Below are 20687 nucleotides of genomic sequence, written 5' to 3'. Positions count from 1 at the left end.
GTTGAAGCTCGACCGAGCGAGGTCTCAGTGAGCCGAGCGCCGTAACGCGAGGCGAACGGCCCGTGGGGCCCCCTCCCGCCCCGGCCGAGCTTCGATTGCTGGATGAACCACTAATACCTTCTCTCAACTTGACCTCCCGGATAGTAGAATTCCAATATTTCGCGATAGCCTTTTCCTTGCTCCGCCATCGCCTTGGCGCCCCATTGGCAAAGGCCGACGCCGTGGCCGAAGCCGCGGCCACGAAAGATCCATTGGTCGCGGCGGCGGCGGTTGTCGAACCAGGTGCTTTTCAATTCGTGAAAGCCGAGCGCGCGACGGAAGTCGTTTGCCGCGATCGTGACCGCGCCGCCTTCCGTCAATAGGCGGACGCGGGCAGTGCGGGCGTCGTCAGCGTCGTGTTCCATCTCGATGGCTTGCACGCCGGGCGTGATGACGCCGGCTCGACTCAGACGCGCTTCCAGCTCCGCGCGCGAGAGGCGCAGCTCCCAGCGCGCGTGCGGCGCGCGGCGGCAATACGGATCGGTCACGCGCGTGGTGCCGGGCGCTGCGCGGGCTCCCCACACGTTCGCGGCGGAGGTGGTTTGGCCGCCGCAACAACTGTGAAAATAGACTTTGAGCACTTGCTCATCTGACCGCAGAACTTCACCGTTCGTGGATTGTACGGCATCGACGATCGTGGCTGGCGGGACGAAGCCCGGTCGATAAACTTGGTCTTCGGTCGATGCGAGCAAGTCATAGGGGCGTGATTCAGTCGCGCGCCCGAGGAACTGTGCGACCGCGTAACTGCGCGCTGCCACCGCTTGGGCGCGGAGACTTTCCCGCGGCCAGTTGGCCTGCATCTCGCCGGCGAGGACGCCGAGCAGGTACTGTTCCAGCGGCAGCGATTCAATGGCGAACAATTGTCCGGAGGTGCGAAAAATTTGCAAGGTTCCCGCAACGGGCATACGATTGACCGTCAGCGCGCCGAGGCGCGCACGACAAAACAGAAAATCGGCGGCGAAGAATTGGGTGTTGAGCAACAGTCCGGCCTCGGTGGGACGCACGGTTGCGGCGTGCAACGGTTCCAGCGCTGCGGCCTCGGTGAGTTGGTCCGGCGCCAGCGCGCAGTGAAAGGCGCGCGCCGCCAGTTGCAACGAGCCGGCGTGGTCCACGAGCGCGATCCGCAGCTCCGAGACGGCGCGAGTTGGAGACGCGGTCTGCGCCGATTCTGCACGCGCACTGACACAGAGGGCGAGCAGCGGGAGGAACCAACGCGGCGCGACTCGTAACTGATTGATTATAGTGGTGAATATTTCGTACATTTTGGCGCAACGTTTTCCAGTGCGGCGTCGATAATACATTCAGGAAGTGAAGACAACGATTATGCCACGCCCCTCACGGAACGTATCGCGTCGCGCTGCGCGGACGCCGCCACCTGTGCCCACACGCAGGTCTGTGGCGCGCTGGGTTGTGGCCGCCGCAGCTGGGGCCGGGGCCTATGTGGTGTTGCATCTTGCATTCTATTTGACGCGACCGGAGACGGCTGCGGAGACGCCGTTGTGGCAGCCGATTGTGGAAGTCGTGGGGAGTATTATTGTCACGGCCCTGCTGGCCACCCGCACCGGTCTGGTGCCGCAGCAAGCTGGGACGACACTTGCGACGGCGACTGCGATTGCAGCGCGCCGTGAGACGCACGAGGCGCTGCGCGATATGCGGCTGTTGTTCGAGATCGCGCAAGGGGTCAGCAGTACGATCGAGCTGCCGGAACTGTTGGAGCGGATCACGGCGTTGGTCCGCACCAATCTGACGTTGCGCGAATTTGTCGTTTTATTGTTCGATCCGGAACATCAGTTTCTCCAAGTGCGGGCCGCGTTTGGTTTTGCGGACGATCAACGGCTGCAGAATATGATTTTTCACGTCGGCGAAGGCGTCAGCGGCGAGGTCGCGCGGAGCGGCAAGATGCTCTATGTCCGCGACACGCGCAAAGAGCCACGCTTTCTCTATTATCGCGGGGAGCTGCAGGCGGACGGCGCGTTGGTGTCGATCCCGTTGTGGTATAAAAACGAAGTCCTCGGCGTCGTCAATTTCGGACGGGCCGGGGTCGGCAGCTTTCCGCAAAAAGAGATTCGGCTGCTCAATTTGATCGCGAATCAAGTGGCATTGGCGATCGCCAACGCGCGGCTCTATATGCAGACGCGCGAGCTCGCGGTACGCGACGAACTGACGGGTTTGTATAATCGGCGTCACTTTCAAGAGGTCTTGCAGATCGAGTGGAAGCGAGCGGTGCGTTTTCACCGCGCCCTCTCGGTGTTGATGATCGACGTCGATCACTTCAAGGCCTACAACGACACCTTCGGCCACTTGCATGGCGATCAAGTCTTGCGTCACCTGTCCGAGGTGTTGCGCCGCAACTTGCGCGAAGTCGATACCGTGGCGCGGTTCGGCGGCGAGGAATTCATTGTGCTGCTCCCCGACACCGATCGTGCCGGGGCGCTGCATGTGGGGGAAAAGCTGCGCCGCTTGATCGAACTGGAGCGCTTTCCCGTGCCGCAGGAAGGGGCCGTGCGGCCGCTGACGATCAGCGCCGGTCTGGCGGTCCACCCCGACGATGCGCAGCACATTGAAGATTTGATCGATCATGCCGACATCGCGCTCTACGAGGCGAAAGACACCGGCCGGAATCGCGTCGTGGCCTATCCCGCACGCAGTGACGCCCCGACCAGCGCGACCGAGACCCGCGGCCCGCGGTTAGTGTCGTAATTATTGGCTGAAGCGGAGTAGCGTGAGATTGCCGGTCGTGATGTTGTAGCCGCTCCAAACGAGGTTGCCGTCCGGCAATACGAGAATATCCGTGGCACCCGCTAAGGCAGTGCCGAAGCTGGTTGTGGCCATGCCCGTCGTGCCGAACTCGGTCGTGTTGAGTGATCCATCGCTGGAAAATCCGATGATGCCGGAGGAGTAGGCCTGTGTCACGGCGTCGCGCACGAGGACGGGGGCCACGAAACTGCCGTTGCTGCGTTGGGCGACGATCCCGGTCACGGCCGTATTGGATCCACCATATGTCAGGTATCCGTCGTCACTGAACGTCGTGTCGAGTGATCCGTCGCTATTATAGCGTGCCAGCACGAAGGGATTCGTTGCCTGCGCGCCGTACCGACTGCCGGCGGCCCAGATTTTTCCATCCGTCGCGACGACGAGGCGAGTTAATTGGTTATCGTATCCGACGTCGGTCACGACTCTTCCGTTAGTGCCGAATGTCGTATCCAGCGCTCCAGTCGCGGTATAGCGGAGCAAGAGAAAGTCGCGGGTGACATTGTCGACCCAACCGCCGACCAGTATTTTCCCATCCGGCTGCACGACCAAGCTGATTGTGCCAGCCACAGCGCCGGCATCCGTAACCGTGACGCCATCCGTTCCGAATGCAGTGTCGACGGCGCCGGTATTGTTCAACTGTGTGAGGACGATCTGATTATAGCTGAAGTCGCCGCCGGCGGCGGAACCGGCCGCTAAGACGTTGCCATCGGGAGTGAGCGCAATGGCTGTTGTGTACACGAGACTGGTTCCGATCGGGACGGTGGCCGTGCCGTCATCGCTCCACGTCGGATCGAGTGCGCCATCGGCGGTGTAGCGTTGAACGACAAAGGTGTCTTGATTATAGATGGCCAGTAGAATCCGATCATCGCTCTGGAGGACCAGGTCATAGCAGCCTTCGCTGATGGCGCCGACCGCAAGGTCGGCCGTGATGGTGAAGTCCGTGTCAAAAGTCCCATCCGCTGTGAAGCGAGTGAGCAGCGACAGCGTGGAATTATTGGTCGCGCCGCATACGACGACTGCACCGCTTGATTGTCGCTCTGCGGCCACGGCGACATCCATCCCCAAGCCGGTGTCTCCTGTTGCGATGCCATTGGTGCCGAAGGTTGTGTCGAGCGCAAATGTCGCGGTCGCTGGTTCTTCAGCGGGAGACGAGTCCGCCGGATCGCCGGCCGGCGCGGTCGTGGTCGTGAACGACCAATTGTAATCGGCATTCATCGCGACGCCCTCGGCGCTTTGCAGCAAATGACTTGCGGTGACGGAATACGTGGTCTCGTAAGCGAAGGCGCCGGTTGGCGTGAACGTCACGGTGGCGCCGTCGCTGCTGAGTGTCCCCGTGACGCCGCCGCTGACGCTGATCGTTGAGGTCGTGACACTGGCGGGATCGATGGGCGTATCGAACGTGATCGTAATGGCCGTGTCGATCGACACATCCGTTGCACCGGCAGTGGGCGATGTGGCCGTGACTGTCGGGGCGGCAGCGTTCATGACGTCGGCGGCCAAGTCGTCGGTGATGCCGATGTCGCTCGTCAGGGCGGTTCCGGGAAGCGGTGGGAGACTCGACCCGAGGCAGCCTGTCGCTGCCGTGAGGCCGGCGAAGGTGAGACACGTATCCGTCAGTGTCGTGTCTTCCACGGTGAGACTGGTGCGAATGCGATCGCTTGCGCGTTGCCACAGCGCGGTGATGTCAGTGCTGAAATTGGTATCGTTGCTCAGATAACTAGACAGCGACGCGACCGACACAATGGGGGTGGTAGTTTCCACGGCGTGTGTGCCGAGCGATGCGGAGGCGGTCGGCGTTTGTTGTGTCACTGTGGCGTGCGAAGCTGTGACCGTCACGGCGTTGGTGTCGGCGGTCGTCGTGGCCCAAAAGAGTTCGAGCGTGCGATCGGCGTCTGTTTGTTGTTCCCAAACTCCACTGATGGGAAATGATTCGGTCCCGTCGAAGAGCGCCGCGAGGGTCGTTGCGGTGGTATTCGTCGAGACGGTCCGAAAACACCCGGCACCACGGCTGGTGCTGGAGGGCTGCGCCGTAAAGCGGCCGATCCAGACACGGCGATCGTTTAAATAGAGGCGCACGCAGAGTGGATAGGCGGCTGTGTGTCCGGAACAGGCCGTTTGGCAGTCGATGTCGGTGAGCGATTGCGTGGAAAATGGAGGCCAGGAGTAATTGGAAAAATCAATATACCACGCGGTGCCGTCGCTCAAGAGGCCGGAGGCGCTGGTGGTCGTATCGCTGGTCGTGACCGCAATCTCCATCAGGAACCCGAGGATTTGGTCGAGCCGGATTTGTGCGGTCTCAACGAGTGACAACGCCTTTGCCGTGGCAGTGTCGCCGGCGAGCGATTTCTGTGGCCGCATGGACAGAGCGGTGCCGGCACGGACGTCGTTGACGGAAATCCCGAGCTCGCCTGGAAAGAGAAAATTGGCGGGGAGTTCGATCGGCACTGGCGTGGAGCCGGTGCCGGTGGGGGCGAGTCCGGCACCGCATCCGAGGCTGAATACCGCAGCAGTGGCCAGCCAGACGCCGAGCCCCACACTGAGACGGCGAGTATGTCGAGACATGCGAGTTGCTAGAGTTGCATGGGCTGTGCCAGGGCGGAGCGTAAAAATAGTTGAATAATCGGTCGTTTGAAAAGGCTGCCGATGATCAGTCTGGGTGTGATCTTACCAGCTGGGTGTGATCTTGCCAGTTTTGGCTGGCAGCAATCATGTTGATTGGGCGTGCAATGCTTCCATCACTTTTTGCATGTCTTCCCAGACCGGTTTTTTCATCGCGGGATTTCGGAGCAGGAAGGCGGGGTGGTAGGTCGGCATCACGGTCATGCCGTTCCATGGCATGAAATGCCCGCGAACTTTGCTGATCTGGAGATGTTCGTCGCCGAGCACGTAGCGCGTTGCGATACTCCCCAGGCAGACGATGATCTGCGGCCGGATCGCTGCGAGCTGGGCGCGGAGGAAGGGGAGACACGTCGCGGCTTCGTCGGGGAGCGGCGCGCGATTTTGCGGCGGACGGCATTTGACGACGTTGCCGATCCAGACGTCGGTGCGTTGCAGATGCATCGCCTCGATGATCTTGTTGAGCAGCTGTCCGGCGCGGCCGACGAACGGTTCGCCTTGGCGGTCTTCGTCGGCTCCCGGTCCTTCGCCGACGAACGCGAGCGTGGCGAACGGATTGCCGACGCCGAAGACGAGCTTGGTGCGACCTTCGCAGAGGCGGCAGCGGCGGCAATCGCCGAGTTCGGCGCGGATCGCGGCGAGTCGTGCCGTGGGATCTTCGGTTGGGGCGCGTGCCGGTGTCTCAGCCGGTGGCGGAGTGCCGACCACCATCGGCGTCGCGGTCGTTGCCGGCGCGGCGGCGGGTGCCGGTTTCGGGATAAGCGTGCACTCGGTGATTTCACAATAGCGCAGATAGCGGTCCACTTCACGCCATACATCGGTCGCTGTCGGGGTATCGGACATGGCCGTGCTGTAAAGGGTCTCGGGGGCCGGGTCAAGATGCATCACCTGCGGAGCCATTGGTCTGTTTCCAGAAATTCCAGACAGCGAGCGTAATCCCAAGTTTGGCAAAGGACGTCCGGATAGCGACGGGCAAACGTTTGCAAGCCGCGTGTCGTCTTCTTGTGATGTCCGGATTTGATCTCGATCGCCAGCGTTGCTTGGGGAGTGACGACTACGTAGTCCACTTCATCCTGTCCGTCGCGCCAGTAATAGAGCGTCCCGGCGACACGTTGTGCGAGATGGGCGCCGATCATCGATTCGAACATCAGCCCGTTCCAGGTCGGATCGTGTGCGAGTCGGGCCTGCGCCTGATAGGCATGGGTGAGGGCCGGGTTCAGGACCACGATCTTGGGGCTGGAGCTGCGACTGCGGATCATCGATCCGGAATATTTTTGGAGACAACGGATCAAGTACGCCTGCTCGAGCAGCGCCAAATAATGTTTGACGGTGGTGACATTGCCGCGATCTTGCAGTTGGCCGAGGAGTTTTTGCAGGCTGACGACTTGGGCCGGGTAATGGACAGCCAATTCAAAGGCCTGGCGGAAGAGCGCGGGTTGAGTCACGGGCGCGAGGCCTAAGAGATCGCGGCCGATCACGGGTTCGATGATGCTGTGCAGGATGTACGCGCGCCACCGCGCTTCATCCTGAATGTATGGTGCCGAAGAGGGATAGGCGCCGAAACGGAGATACGTGTCAAGGTCCCAACCGAAGGCGTCGCGGCATTCGCGATAGCTCCAGTGCGGGGCCTGGATGAGTTCGAAGCGACCGGCCAGACTCTCGCGGAGTCCTCGTTGGAGGAAGAGGCTGGAAGAGCCGAGCAGCAAGACCTTGAGTTGTCCGGTGCCGCGTACCGGATCGAAGAGTGCCTTGATCCGTTCGCTCCAGCCCGGCACTTTTTGGACTTCATCGATGATAAACAATCCCCCGGGGCCTTGTCTGGCAATCTGTTGCCAGTGGGTCGTGATCCATTCCGGCGTCGGTGGACTCGGCTCATCGGCCGAGATCATCAATTTCGGTCCCGACCAGTGGTCATAGATATATCGGGCGGCGGTGGTCTTTCCCACTTGGCGAGGCCCCAGCAACACTTGCAGCAACGGGGCGGGCTCCAAGAGTCGGTGCTGTAAAGGTTTAGTAAATTCGCGGGTTAACATTTGAGTCTGATTTTAGGAGATGCATCTCCTAAAATCAAGAGGTAATAATTCCCTGCTGAGTCTGCTGGTCTCAACGGGTGTGGAATGATAATAGGTGCTGCATGTACACATGGTGGTGCTTCCTCTTCGCGTGTCTTGTTTGGTCCGCGCCGGCGTTTGCGTGGGGGCCGGGGATGCATCTCGAATTGGCGCAGTGGTGTTTGGGGCACATCGCGTTGGCGGCGCCGGTGGTGGCGCGGCTGTTGCGGCGGTATCCGCATGACTTCATTTACGGTGCGGTGAGTCCCGATATTTTTCTCTCCAAGAAGCGCGCGGGCTATCTGTTTCACTGCCATCAGTGGGGCATGGGGAAGTTATTGTTGAGCGAGGCCGGCACGGATCGGCTGCGCGCGGCAGTGTATGGCTATCTCGTTCATTTGGCGGCGGATGTGGTGGCGCACGGGTATTACATTCCGTACAAGATCGTTCGCAGTTTCAAGGCGCGGTTACTCGGCCATACCTATTGGGAGATGCGCTTCGACTTGTCGGTATCGCGCGAGACGTGGGCCGTGATTCCGGCGTTGGTGCAGGGAGACTTTCGCGAATTCGATCGACTGCTGGAGCGCGTGTTACGTAAGACGCTTTTTTCGTTTCGTACCAGCAAGCGCATTTTCGCGACGATTTTAGTGATGCATCGTCTCCAGCAGTTGCGTCACGGGTTGCAAGCCTATGCGCATCGGTCGCGTTGGTCGCTCCGGGAGGAACGCGTGCGGCATTTTCGGCGATTAGTGGAACGAACGGTATTGGATTTTCTCCGCGCGCCAGAGACCGCGCCGTGCCTGGCCGGCGATCCGACCGGGATGTCGCGCGAACACGAGGCCGTGGTGCAGTGGCGACAATTGCGGCGGACGTGGCGGAAGGGAGAAAAAAGTGAAACGGAGATCGAACATTTCTTGCAGCGCTGCGATCGACGGTTGTATGAGGCCGTGTATGAACCGGTGGTCGAGTGGCCAACGTTGTAACGTGCGTACGTGCGTATGTTTCTCTTTTACACCGAATTGACGAAGCGCGATGTGATCGACCGCCATGGCCGTTGGGCCGGCTGGCCGACGGACTTCCTCTGCGCGCTGGAAGGCCCGTATCCGGCGTTGTCGGGACTAGTGCTGCGGGTCGGGCGGTTGCGGCGGCGTTACGCCGTAGTGCCGTGGTCACAGGTGCATGGCGGGACGTATCAGGGGCGTCCGGCCTTCCAACTCCGTGTGCCGATGGAAACGCTCAGCTACGCGAAGCAGCCGCCTCCGTTCACGGATAGCTCGCTGCGGCGGCATATCCTCGATCAACAAGTGGTGGACGTCTATCATCGTCGCGTAGTGCGGGTGAACGACGTGCATTTGTTGCAAGTGAACGGCGACTTCCGCATTGCGCACGTCGATGTCGGGTTGCGGGGGATGGTGCGGCGATTGGGGTGGGAAAAGTTGATGGACCGGATCATGCGCGTGCTCCATCCGCATTCCCGCTACTTGACGCGCGAGAGTTTCATTGCGTGGAAATATGTGCAGCCGTTGCAGGTCAACCCGACTGCGGGGACGTTGGCGATTACCGTCGCGCAGGCCGATATTAAAACCATTCCGCCGGCGGATTTGAGCGAGATGTTGGTCGAACTCGATCCGTATCAACGCGTGGCGTTGTTCAAATCGCTCGAACCGCAAATCCAAGGGGAGATTCTCGGCGAATTGGATCAGCGCTTTCGCGCGGAGCTGATCGCCGAGCTCGACACCAGAACCGCGGTGGCCGTGTTGGAGCGGATGCCGCCGGATGAGGCGACTGACGTGTTGCAGAGCGTGCCGCGGCGCGACGCGGATCGCTTCTTGGGGGAGATGAGTTCGTCGCAGGCCCAGAAGTTGTCGCAATTGTTGTCGCATCATCACAATACGGCCGGCGGTCTGATGACGACCAATTTCATCACGTTGCCCACCGGGTCGACGGTCGGCGAAGCGATTGAGCGGATTAAAGCACTCACCGGCGTCGCGGAGACGATTTACTACGCGTACGCGGTCGACGAGGCCGGCAAATTGGAGGGTGTCGTCAATTTCCGCGCGCTGTTGGTGGAGCCGGTCGAGCGGCCGATCAAAGAAATCCTGGACGCGCGTCCGGTGAGCGTCCGGGTGACGGATTCCGCGAAAGAAGTGGCGTTCCTGCTCGACAAATATAATTGCTTCGCGATGCCGGTGTTGGATGAACGCGGCGTATTGCAAGGCATCATCACAATGGACGACGTGCTGAGCCTGGTGATCCAAGCCGCTTGGGGTGAGAAGAGCGGGATTATGTGAAGCCCGTCTGCTCGCGGGGATGGCCGCCAGGGGGGCGTCCCCCTCGGGCCGCTCGCCTCGGGTTACGGCCCTCGGCTCGCTGAGACCTCGCTCGGCGGGGTTTCATCACCATGGTGCCGCCTCGCTCAGACTCGCCCGAGGGGGACGCCCCCCTGGCGGCCATTGATGTTGAAGCGAAACGCAGAGGGCTATTGGGAGTGGAGGGTGGATGCGTTGGGGAAAGGTGCGGCGGCCGTCGCCGAAAGGGTTGTTGCGGAATCTCTGGATGCTCTTTGCGGTCCTGGGGCCAGGGTTTATTACGGCCAATGTCAATAACGACGCGGGTGGGATCGCGATCTACTCGACCGCGGGATCATATCCGTTCGGCTATTCCTGTCTCTGGGCGTTATTTCCGATTACCGGCATGCTGATCTTGACCCAGGAAATGGGCCTGCGGATGGGCGCCGTGACCGGCAAAGGGCTCGCGGACTTAGTGCGCGAGCGCTTCGGACTCAAACTCACATTCTATCTGATGTTGGTCTTATTGGTGACGAACGTTGCCAATACGATGGCGGAGTTCGCCGGCGTCGCCGCCAGCTTAGGCCTCTTCGGCATCGGCAAGTGGTTTTCGGTCCCGATCGCGGCTGCGGTGGTTTGGCTGATCGTGGTGCGCGGGACGTACAAGACGGTGGAAAAGGTCTTCCTGATCGCGACGCTGTTTTACGTCGCGTACATCATCTCCGGATGGTTGGCACAGCCCGATTGGGGGGATGTCGCGCGGTCGGTCGTCTTTCCTCAGGCGCGTTGGGATCGGTCGTATCTCTATATGTTGGTCGGTCTGGTCGGTGCGGCCGTGGCGCCGTGGATGCAATTTTATGTGCAGGCGGCAGTCGTGGAAAAAGGGATCGCGGTCGACAATCTGCGGATGGCGCGATGGGACGTGATCGCCGGCTGTTGCATGGCGAGCGTGGTCGCGTTTTTCATTGCCGTCGCGTGCGGCGCGACGCTCGGCAAGGCGGGGATCGCCGTTCAATCGGGGGCCGACGCCGCGCGGGCGTTGCGGCCGTTGGCGGGCGACTACGCGGCGCTGCTCTTCGCGTTCGGGCTCGGGACCGCGTCGCTGTTCGCCGCGTCGATTCTCCCGCTCTCGACGTCATATACGGTTTGCGAGGGTCTCGGGTTCGAACACGGCGTGAATAAGACGTTTAAGGAGGCGCCGCAATTTTACGGTCTCTACACCGCGATCATCGTGCTCGGCGCGGTCGCGGTGCTGTGGCCGCGGTTCCCACTGTTCGAGATCATGATCCTGTCCCAAGTGATCAACGGGTTCGTGATTCCGATCCTGATGCTCGTGATCCTCCGCCTCGCCAACGATCGCACCCTGCTCGGCGAATACGTCAACTCCCGCCGCTTCAACCTCTGCTGCTACCTGGCCCTCGGGCTGATGTCCGCCGCGGACGGGTGGTTATTGGCGTTCGTGTGGCGGTGATCGGTGTGGCCGCAGCCTCACATCGTATCCATCGAACTCCATTTATGGAGTGTCACATACATCCCCGATGCCGTCGGAATCCGTATCCGCCTGGTCTGCGTTGACGTCGGCGATACAGTTGTCCTCTCCATCATCGATGCCGTCACCGTCCCAGTCGATCGGTTGGAAGATCACGCGCTCCCACGTACTGCTTTCGCCGAGCGAGTTGTCGCCGCAGCGATAGCCGCCGGAGACGTTGCCGCCACTCGTATGCCAACACATGCGTAACGTCGGGTCGTCGCCCTGGTAGTCGCATGTGTTACGGTTGATGGCGCTGCCGCCTTGGGCAAATCCCCATGAATATGAGTCGCTATAGTACCATTCGACGCCATTGGCGTTATTGGAACAGCTACTGGTCGTGCCGCAATCGTAGAGCACATCGGCACGTGGGGCCATGGCCGCCAGCGTGAGATTTTCATCCCCGACCGGTCGGCAGGCCATGAGCAGTTTGCTGCCCGAACAAGCGGTCAGGACGTCGGAAAGCGATGCCGATCCGCCGTATGTCCCGCTCCAGCACGTCTCCCAATTCTGCAGATCGCTTTCCGGGAGGTTCTCTTGCACGCCGGAGAAGGAATACAGTGAGGCCTCGCAGGCCGGGTCGCTATCGCGCGGACACGGGTCGGTGCCATCCGGCAGTGCATCGCCGTCGTCGTCCGTGTCGCACGTGTCGCCTTCCCCGTCGAGGTCCAGATCGGCCTGGTTCGCGTTGCTATCGTTGGGACAATTGTCGTCCACATCGAGGATCCCGTCGCCATCGTCGTCGTCGCAGACGTCTCCGATGCCGTCGATATCGGTGTCGGCCTGGTCGGCGTTCGTCGTTTCGCGGCAATTGTCGATATCATCGTTCACGGTGTCGGCATCCGTGTCGTCACAGGCATCCCCTTGGGTATCCGCGTTATAGTCGGCCTGGTCGCCATTGGCTACGAGGATGCAGTTGTCCGCGCTGTCGGCGACGGTATCGCTATCGGTATCGTCGCATGCATCGCCGATGCCATTCGTGTTCCAATCCGTTTGGTCGGCATTATTGTCGTCCGGACAGTTGTCGTCCACATCGAGGACGCCGTCGCTATCGGCGTCGTCACAGAGATCGCCGATGCCATCGCTGTCCGTGTCGGTCTGGTCGCCGTTGACCACGGCCGGGCAATTGTCGTCGTCATTCGCGAGGAGATCCCCATCGATGTCCGTATCGAGCGCATCGGTAATGCTGTCACCATCGATGTCGCCGCACACGTCCCCGACGCCGTCGCCGTCGATGTCCGCCTGATCGATATTGCTGTCGTTGACGCAGTTGTCTTCTCCGTCGTCGAACCCGTCGCTATCCCAATCGATCGGCTGGTAGATCACGCGCTCCCACGTACTATTTCCGACGAGATTGTTGCTGCCGCAGCGATAGCCGTCGGAAATCGAGTTGCCGCTGGTGTGCCAACACATCCGCGAATCGCCCTCATCCCCGAGCCAATCGCATGCGCTGCGACTCACTGCGGCGTCGCCGGGGGCAAATCCCCATGAATACGAGTCGCTATAGTACCATTCGACATCGTTGGCGTTGTGGGAACAGTCGCTTGTTGTATCACAATCGAATAAAACGTCCGCGCGTGGGGCCATGGCTGCTAGCGTGAGATTTTCATCCCCGACTGGTCGGCAGGCGAGGAGCAGTTTGCTGCCCGAGCATGCGGTCAGGACGTCGGAAAGCGATGCCGATCCGTCGTACGTCCCGCTCCAACACGTCTCCCAATTCATCAGGTCCACTTCGGGGAGAGCAGCGGCCACGCCACTGAATGTATATAACGAAGGGACGCACGCCGGGTCGCTGTCGCGGGGACAGAGGTCGTCGCCGTCCAGCGTCGTGTCGCCGTCGTCGTCGGTGTCGCAGGTGTCGCCTTCGCCATCCAGATCCAGATCGGCCTGCGAGGCATTGTCGTCATTCGGGCAGTTATCGTCTCCGTCGAGGATCCCGTCGCCGTCGTAGTCATCGCAGGGATCTCCGATCCCGTCGCTGTCGGTATCCGTTTGGTCCACGTTGTCGGTGGCGGGGCAGTTGTCCTGGTTATCCGCGATGCCATCGGCATCGGAATCGCCCGTATCGCACGCGTCACCGGCTCCGTCGGTATCGGCATCGGCCTGGTTGGCATTGCTGTCGGCGATGCAGTTGTCGGTGTCGTCGTCCACGCCGTCGCTATCGGAGTCGTCGCACGCATCGCCGACGCCGTCGACGTCGAGGTCGCTTTGGTCCGCGTTGCTGGTGTCAAGACAGTTGTCGATGTCATCGTAGTAGCCGTCGCTGTCGGAGTCATCGCAGATGTCGCCGGTGCCGTCGGCGTCGGTGTCGGCCTGGTCGGGATTTGCGATGTCGGCGCAATTGTCGATCGTGTCATCGACGAAGTCGTCGTCGGCGTCGTTGAGGCTGTCGCAGGCGTCGCCGAGTCCGTCGCCGTCGGTATCGGTCTGGTCCGTCGTACTGGGGATCAGATCCAAGAACGCCGTGACGATGGCCTCTGCACTTTCGTCGGATAGCTCTGCTCCGTTTTCACGCGCGACCAGCAGGTAATAGAATTCTTCGATACCCGTGAGTCCGTCGAGCGCATCCAGATCGTCGTCGGTATTCTCAGCATAGGTGTGATCGATCCCGGTCCCATCGCCGGGGACGATGAAGAGATGGTTGATCGACGGATCGCTAGTCCCGATGACACGTTTAATAAACACGGTGTAGGCCTGTTCGTTCACGGTCACGCCGAGCGTTGTGGTCGTGACACTGCCGCCGCCGTCGGCGCCATTATTCCCGCTGATGTCAAAGTGGTCGATCGTGATATTGCTGGCGGCCAAGACAAAGAGGCCGGGATACTTGGCGGTGAAGTATTCGCTGTCGGCGCCGAAGATGGCAGTGCCGTCCGTGACGATGCCATCGGTATAACTGAACGAATCGGCGAAATCCGTGGCGAGCAGATTGCCGCCGTCGTACATGTCGAAACCGCCATCGACGATCTCGACGCCGGTTTCGCCCTCGTCGAAGGAGAAAATGTTCGGCACTAGCGTCGTGATGTTTGCGTATCCGCTATCGAGGTACCCGAGGAACTCGCTCAGGTTGACAGTCGTCGGGATTGGATTCACGTCAGCGGGGCAGTTATCCAGATTATCGGCGATCCCGTCGGTGTCGGAGTCATCCGCATCGCAGAGGTCTCCTTCTCCGTCGCTATTGGCGTCGGCTTGGGTGTCGTTGTAGTCGTCGGCACAATTGTCACTTGCATCCACGACGCCATCCCCATCGCCATCGTCGCAAAGGTCGCCGAGGCCGTCGCTGTCGAGATCGGTCCAGGGATTGTTTCAGATGGTGGGGCAGTTGTCGTCGCCGTCATCGGCGCCGTCGTTGTCATCATCGCCATCGCAGACGTCGCCTTGGCCGTCGCCGTCCAAATCGGATTGGTCGGTATTGGTCTCATTGAGACAGTTGTCGACCGTGAGATCATCGACGCCGTCGGCGTCGTAGTTTGATGATGCTCATATTCTCAGGCGTTGAGCCCGCCGCCTGTATTATCTAGCAGTTCGCATGCCAAAGAGGGCGCAATAAAACTCCGTGCATTATCGAACTATTAGGTTTGTAGGCCGCTGCCGATCCTGGAAAAGTGCGGTATGTTTGCACTCCCGGTGGAGCCGCGCGGGTGTGCAATACCCCGTGTACTGATATGGAACAAGACACACCCCCAGTTGGGTAATCCAACTGGGGGTGTGTTGTGGCCGTGCGGTGGTTTACAGTCCCGAGAGTGTGAAGTTCAAGCTGCTGCCGCCGGTGGCATTGAGGCCGCCGAAGCGGATGTAGTAGGTGGTGTCGGCGGTGGCGGTGAACTGCACGATAGTATTGTATTCGCAGGACTCCTCTCCCAGGGTGTCGAGTGTGGCGCCCGTGTAGACGGTGGCGGCCACGTTGAAATCACTGTCGGTGGCATCGATGTTCACGACGGTATCGACCGTCGGGGTGAAGCTATACCAGACGGTGTTGGCCGACCAGGCACAGTCGTCCGCCTCGTCGGCTTCTTTGTCGGCGCCGGTCGTGCTGAACGGGGCGGGGCTATACGGCAGATCCACTTCGGTGAGCGGGATCGCGTCCGCGAAGTCGTCGTTTGCCGGCGGCGCATCGACTTCGGTGACATCCAGCGTGAGATCGGTGCCGGTCTCTCCCCAATTGCCCGCGACTTGGATGTAATACGTCGTGCCGTTGCTCACGGGGATGGTCACGGCGCCGCGTTCTTCCACGAAGTTGTCATTGTCGCACGCGACGAGCGACAGGCTGGCGAGGTCGGTCCCGGTGTAGACGGCGACGGCGGTGTCGAAGTTGCTAGAGCGCGTATCCAGATTCAGGTACGTATCGCTGCCGGCCGTGTAACTGTACCACACGGTGTTTGCCAGGTCCTGGCCGCTACACGTGGTCGATTCGCTGCCTTCCGTCGTGGCGGCAAGCGAGGTGGTCTGGGTATCGCTGTACGGCAAGGCGCCGATCGCCTGGGCGCTGGCAAAGTCGTCGTTGGTCGGTGGCAACACTTCGGAGAGCGTGAAGTTCAAGCTGCTGCCGCCGGTGGCATTGAGGCCGCCGAAGCGGATGTAGTAGGTGGTGTCGGCGGTGGCGGTGAACTGCACGATAGTATTGTATTCGCAGGACTCCTCTCCCAGGGTGCCGAGTGTGGCGCCCGTGTAGACGGTGGCGGCCACGTTGAAATCACTGGCGGTGGCATCGATGTTCACGACGGTATCGACCGTCGGGGTGAAGCTATACCAGACGGTATTCGCCGACCAGGCACAGTCGTCCGCCTCGTCGGGTTCTTTGTCGGCGCCGGTCGTACTGAACGGGGCGGGGCTATACGGCAGATCCACTTCGGTGAGCGGGATCGCGTCCGCGAAGTCGTCGTTCGCCGGCGGCGCATCGACTTCGGTGACATCGATGGTCAGATCGGTGCCGGTGTCGCCACCATACGCACCCGCTTGGATATAGTACGTTGTGCCGCTCGTGACCGGCAGGGTCACGGACGCATGCACATCAAAAAAGTCGTCATTGCATGTGACCGCGCTCAGGTCGTCGAGGTCGGTTCCAGTGTAGACGGCGACGACTGTGTCGAAGTTGCTATTACGAAAGTCGACTTGAATGAACGTGTCACTCGACGCCGTATAGCTGTACCACACGGTGTTGCTGATCGGGGCTCCGTTACACTCGATCGGTTCATTCGTCTCCGTGGTGTTCGTGATCGTGTCATCGCGTGTCTCAGTAAACGGCAGCGCTGAAATGGGTGTCGGATCGGCGAAGTCGTCGCCGTCGGAGTCGCACGCGTTGCCGTAGCCGTCACTGTCGTCATCGGCCTGGTCGGTATTGGTCGTGAGCGGGCAGTTGTCGGTGGCATTCGCAACTCCGTCGGCGTCACTGTCGACGAGATCGTCGCAGGCGTCGCCGATTGTGTCGGTGTCCACATCGATCTGGTCGGCGTTCGATAGGGTGGGGCAGTTGTCGGTGTCGTCGCTGACGTCGTCGCCGTCGTCGTCGGTGTCACAGAGATCACCAAAGAAATCGCTGTCGAGGTCGGACTGATCCACGTTGACCGTGAGCGGGCAGTTGTCGATGTCGTCCGCAATACCGTCGGCGTCTTGATCGGTGAGGTCGTCGCAGGCGTCGCCTTGGCCGTCACTGTCCGTATCGGCCTGGTCGGCATTTGAGAGGGTGAGGCAGTTGTCCGTCGTGTCGTCGATGAAGTCGCCATCGGCATCGTTCAGGGCGTCGCAGGCGTCGCCTTGGCCGTCGCCGTCCGTATCGGCCTGGTCGGGATTTGAAAGGGTGAGGCAGTTGTCCGTCGTGTCGTCGCTGAAGTCGTCATCGGCATCGTTCAGGGCGTCGCAGGCGTCGCCTTGGCCGTCGCCGTCCGTATCGGCCTGGTCGGCATTCGAGAGGCCGAGGCAGTTGTCGCTGGTATCGGCTACGCCGTCGGCGTCGGTGTCGTTATTGTCCGCGTCGTCGCACGCATCGCCTTGCCCGTCGCTATCACTGTCGGCCTGATCCGCATTGAGCGTGCCGAGGCAGTTATCGGTGCTGTCTGGGACTCCGTCGCCGTCGAAGTCGGCGGCGGGGAGGTCATCCGGGCCGTCGGCGAGCATGGTCAGGCCGTCGAGGTCACAATAATTCCCGGCGCCGTCGCTGTCGGTGTCGAATTGATCGGGGTTGGGCAGGTACGGGCAGTTATCGACGCTGTCCATGACGCCGTCGAAGTCGGCATCGGTTCCGTCGCAGGCGTCGCCCTGGCCGTTGCCGTCACTGTCGGCCTGGTCGGGGTTGTAATAGCCGGCGCAGGTGTCGTGGCTATCCGCCACGTCGTCGCCGTCGTCATCGTCGTCGCAGGCATCGCCGGCGGCATCGGCCCAGTAGTCGGTGTTCACTTGATCGAGGTTCGAGACCGTGTCGCAGTTGTCAGCGCTATCGATCCAGCCGTCGCCGTCCGTATCGGTCCCGTCGCAGGCATCGCCGAGCCCGTTGCCGTCCGCGTCCGCTTGATCGGCGTTCCAGGCCAACCGGCATGTGTCCGTGGCGTCCGCGACGCCGTCGCCGTCGTCGTCGCTGTCGCAGGCATCACCCTCGCCGTCCCAGTTGCTGTCGAGCTGGTCCGGATTCTTGACCGTGTCGCAGTTGTCGGAGACGTCAATCCAGCCGTCGCCGTCGGTATCGGTGCCGTCGCAGGCGTCGCCGCGCCCGTTGCCATCGCTGTCGGTTTGCTCGAGGTTCCAGGCGAGGCGGCAGTTGTCACTCGCGTCCGCGACGCCGTCGCCGTCGTCGTCGCTGTCGCAGGCATCGCCCTCGCCGTCCCAGTTGCTGTCGGCCTGATCGAGGTTCGGGGCGGTGGCGCAATTGTCATACAGATCGAGCCAGCCGTCCTGATCGCTATCGCTCCCATCGCACCAATCACCCTCGCCGTCGTCGTCGGTGTCGGTCTGGTCGGCATTCCAATAGACGGGGCAGTTGTCGTGCGTGTCGGCGACCGCGTCGCCGTCATCATCGGCGTCACAGGCATCGCCGTCGGCATCGGCCCAATAATCCGTATTCATTTGGTCCGGGTTATCCACGCGCGGGCAGTTGTCCCAGCTGTCGAGCCAGCCGTCGCCGTCGGTGTCTTTGCCATCGCACGCGTCGCCGCGGCCGTCGTCGTCGCTGTCCGTTTGGTCCGGATTGTAGAGCCCGGGGCAATTGTCGGCGGTCCGCGGAGTGCCGTCGCCGTCGGCATCGAGGTCGCAGGCATCGCCGGCGCTGTCGGCCCAATAGTCGGTATTGGCTTGGTCGGGATTCCACGTCGTGGGGCAATTGTCCCAGTCGTCGAACGCGCCGTCGTGATCGGTGTCGCTGCACGCATCCCCGAAGCCGTTGCCGTCGGCGTCGGCCTGGTCGGGATTCCACCACCAGCCGCAATTGTCCTGGGCATCGGCGACGCCGTCGCCGTCGCTGTCGGCGTCCGTGGCCGGGGCGAAGGTCGTGCTCCAGAGGGTCGTGTCTTTCACGTCGACCTGCCACGTCGTCAGGAACGTGGCCCAGGTGTTGGCGCCGCAGGTGGCGACTTTGTCTGGGCAACAGTCGCCGCGCGGCACGCAATCGTCGTCGCAGGCGCAGCTGCCGCCGGCGTTCAGCCCGCCGCAGAAATTCCCGCCGGCATAGGTGCAACTGGCCGTGTTGAAGAGCAGGGTGCTCTGTTCGATCCAGTCACTGGTCTGGGCGGTAAAGGTGGCGGCGTCCATGGCCGCCCAGTCGGTCTGGAGGTCGACGGCGGTGAAGAGTTGGCCCCAATCGAGGGTGGTGCCGTCCGCGGCATTGGTGTCGACGACGTTCGCGGCGTGCGCCTGGTCGACAAACGCGACGAGCCGGGTGATGGCCGTGGCGTCGGCGGTGGTGTCGGTCGCGAGGGTGCCCCAGAAGGCGGGATTGGCGGCCTGCGCGGTGAGGCCGCTGCCGAGCGCGGTGACGGTCGCGGTGGTGACGCGGGGGGCGGCAAACACTTCGGTCAGCATCGCGGTCATGGCCTGGGCCGCGGCGGGATTGCGGGCGGCGGCGAGGACGAGCGCGGGTTCGAACAGGGCGCTGAGATGCGTGGCCTGGGTCGCGGCGGTGGTGCTGGTGGGGGCCGCAGCGGTCGCGGCGGTGGTGGCGAAGGTCACGAGCGTGCCGATGCTGGTGTCGGTGGCGACCATCTGGAGGAGCGCGGTGGGCGTGCTCCCCAAGATGAGCCCGCCGACGAGCAGGGCGGTGGTGGTGCGGGGGGCGGCGGCAAAGTTCGGATGCGCGGCCAGCAATCCGACCGCGGCCGTGACGTCCTCGGTCGTCGCGGTCACGGCGCGCAACGTCGTGGCGGTCGTGTGGCCGAGCCCGTCGGTGTTCTGCAAAGCCGCGGCCAGGACGTCGAGGGTGGCGGCGGCGGTGGTCGCATCGGCCGTGAAGAGCTGGGCGATGGCGGCGGCCGGGGCGGTCCCATCGGCGAGCGGGGTGCCGTCATTCAACGCGGCGGTGGCGGCGAGGAGAAAGGCGAGCGAGCCATCGACGGTCTGGGCCGTGGCCGTGGCGTCGCCGGCCGTGGCGGCGATAGTAACGGCGGCGTCGAGGGCGGGCAAATACTGAGTCGGCGCGGCCAGGGCCGGCGGTGGCGTCGCGGCCGTGGCGGTCAGCGGGTTGAAGGCGGTGTCGGCGTAGGCGAGTACGCTGGTGACACTCGACGCGTTGGAGACGGGGAGGTCCGCGAGCGGGGCCGTGGCGGGGTCGGCATCCAGCAAGGCCGTTTCCGTGGTGGCGCGATCGAGGCAATGACTGGCCACTTCCGTAATCGGGTCCCCGTCCGGGGTGGCGACGGCGCAACGGAGGTGAAAGCAGAGCGTCGCGGCGTCGTCCGTGTTTGTCGTATCGCGGAGCGCAGCGAGGTGGGGCACGTCGAACGCAAAGGTGCCGTCGGCCTGCGTCGCGGCCGTGTCGAGGACCGCGAACGTGCTGTCGAGGAGTTCACAGGTGCCAACGGCGACGGCCGTTTCGCTGAGGCTGACGGTTGTCGCGGCCTTGTGCGAGGCGCCGCCCGCGGCCTTGCGCACGGCCGCCGTGCCGGCGCCGAGGTCGGCAAGCGTGCCGGTCGGCAGGGTGAAGGTCCCGGTGATCGTGATGCCGTTGGGGTTCGTGCTGGTGGTCGCCGGGGCGTTCGCGGTAATCGCGCCGCACGCGGGGAGGAGAATGCCGATGGCCAGCCACCACGTCAACTGAACAGCGCGGGTCCGTGTTGTCATAGTGCCCCCCCTGGCCCGATGCGGGCTGAGACTCACCCCAGTTGCCAATGCAAGCGAACGGCCACCCGCGGCGGGCAAAATACCATGCCCGATTCAATACCTCCGCGTGTAGGAATTGTCTGACAGACGAAACAGGGAGTGTCTGCTTACCAC

At 62.2% G+C, this 20687-nt stretch carries 11 protein-coding genes and 4 pseudogenes; 4 read left to right on the top strand and 11 right to left on the bottom strand.

Annotation, left to right across the window (positions count from 1 at the left end; translation table 11 throughout):
* Positions 1–110: 110 nt before the first annotated feature.
* The gene (locus tag HY696_06850) at positions 111–1301 is read right to left on the bottom strand and encodes a SpoIID/LytB domain-containing protein (GenBank protein MBI4238119.1); all 1191 of its coding nucleotides are present in this window, start codon (positions 1299–1301) and stop codon (positions 111–113) included.
* Positions 1302–1434: 133 nt separating this feature from the next.
* Between HY696_06850 and HY696_06845 the strand changes: the two genes are divergently transcribed.
* On the top strand, positions 1435–2739 hold the full coding sequence (locus HY696_06845; protein ID MBI4238118.1) for a GGDEF domain-containing protein: 1305 nt from the start codon (positions 1435–1437) through the stop codon (positions 2737–2739).
* Here HY696_06845 and HY696_06840 read toward each other — a convergent pair whose 3' ends face one another.
* The 3 genes from HY696_06840 to HY696_06830 all read right to left on the bottom strand — a co-directional run bounded on the left by HY696_06840 (position 2740) and on the right by HY696_06830 (position 7442).
* Positions 2740–5355: an Ig-like domain-containing protein gene (locus tag HY696_06840; protein ID MBI4238117.1), complete on the bottom strand. Its 2616-nt coding sequence runs from the start codon at positions 5353–5355 to the stop codon at positions 2740–2742. It abuts the gene before it with no gap.
* Positions 5356–5499: 144 nt separating this feature from the next.
* The gene (locus HY696_06835; GenBank protein ID MBI4238116.1) at positions 5500–6252 is read right to left on the bottom strand and encodes a uracil-DNA glycosylase; all 753 of its coding nucleotides are present in this window, start codon (positions 6250–6252) and stop codon (positions 5500–5502) included.
* Between the two features lie 41 nt (positions 6253–6293).
* Complete coding sequence (locus tag HY696_06830) at positions 6294–7442, bottom strand: ATP-binding protein (protein MBI4238115.1); 1149 nt, start codon at positions 7440–7442, stop codon at positions 6294–6296.
* Between the two features lie 101 nt (positions 7443–7543).
* On the opposite strand from HY696_06830, the gene HY696_06825 reads away from it, so the two are divergent.
* From HY696_06825 to HY696_06815, 3 genes are all read left to right on the top strand, one after another.
* Entirely contained in the window at positions 7544–8443 is a 900-nt protein-coding gene (locus HY696_06825; protein ID MBI4238114.1) for a zinc dependent phospholipase C family protein, read from the top strand.
* A 15-nt stretch (positions 8444–8458) separates the two neighbouring features.
* Positions 8459–9751: a magnesium transporter gene (locus HY696_06820; protein ID MBI4238113.1), complete on the top strand. Its 1293-nt coding sequence runs from the start codon at positions 8459–8461 to the stop codon at positions 9749–9751.
* 208 nt (positions 9752–9959) lie between these two features.
* A complete protein-coding gene (locus tag HY696_06815; protein MBI4238112.1) occupies positions 9960–11219 on the top strand; it encodes a divalent metal cation transporter in 1260 nt (419 codons plus the stop codon).
* A gap of 42 nt (positions 11220–11261) precedes the next feature.
* Here HY696_06815 and HY696_06810 read toward each other — a convergent pair whose 3' ends face one another.
* The 7 genes and pseudogenes from HY696_06810 to HY696_06780 form a co-directional block, all read right to left on the bottom strand.
* Positions 11262–12689 (bottom strand): thrombospondin type 3 repeat-containing protein, encoded by a 1428-nt coding sequence (locus tag HY696_06810; protein ID MBI4238111.1) that lies wholly within the window; start codon positions 12687–12689, stop codon positions 11262–11264.
* A 372-nt stretch (positions 12690–13061) separates the two neighbouring features.
* A pseudogene (locus HY696_06805) lies at positions 13062–13247 on the bottom strand (thrombospondin type 3 repeat-containing protein).
* 21 nt (positions 13248–13268) lie between these two features.
* Positions 13269–13427, bottom strand: a pseudogene (locus tag HY696_06800) (thrombospondin type 3 repeat-containing protein).
* Between the two features lie 81 nt (positions 13428–13508).
* Positions 13509–14219 (bottom strand): annotated as a pseudogene (locus HY696_06795) (thrombospondin type 3 repeat-containing protein).
* Positions 14220–14360: 141 nt separating this feature from the next.
* Positions 14361–14507: pseudogene (locus HY696_06790) on the bottom strand (thrombospondin type 3 repeat-containing protein).
* 72 nt (positions 14508–14579) lie between these two features.
* Positions 14580–14669 (bottom strand): thrombospondin type 3 repeat-containing protein, encoded by a 90-nt coding sequence (locus tag HY696_06785; GenBank protein MBI4238110.1) that lies wholly within the window; start codon positions 14667–14669, stop codon positions 14580–14582.
* Positions 14670–15002: 333 nt separating this feature from the next.
* Complete coding sequence (locus tag HY696_06780; GenBank protein MBI4238109.1) at positions 15003–20534, bottom strand: thrombospondin type 3 repeat-containing protein; 5532 nt, start codon at positions 20532–20534, stop codon at positions 15003–15005.
* Positions 20535–20687: the final 153 nt, after the last annotated feature.

The organism is Deltaproteobacteria bacterium (assembly GCA_016210045.1).
In the GTDB taxonomy this organism is placed as follows: domain Bacteria; phylum UBA10199; class UBA10199.
This window is presented reverse-complemented; position numbering and strand designations above follow the sequence as displayed.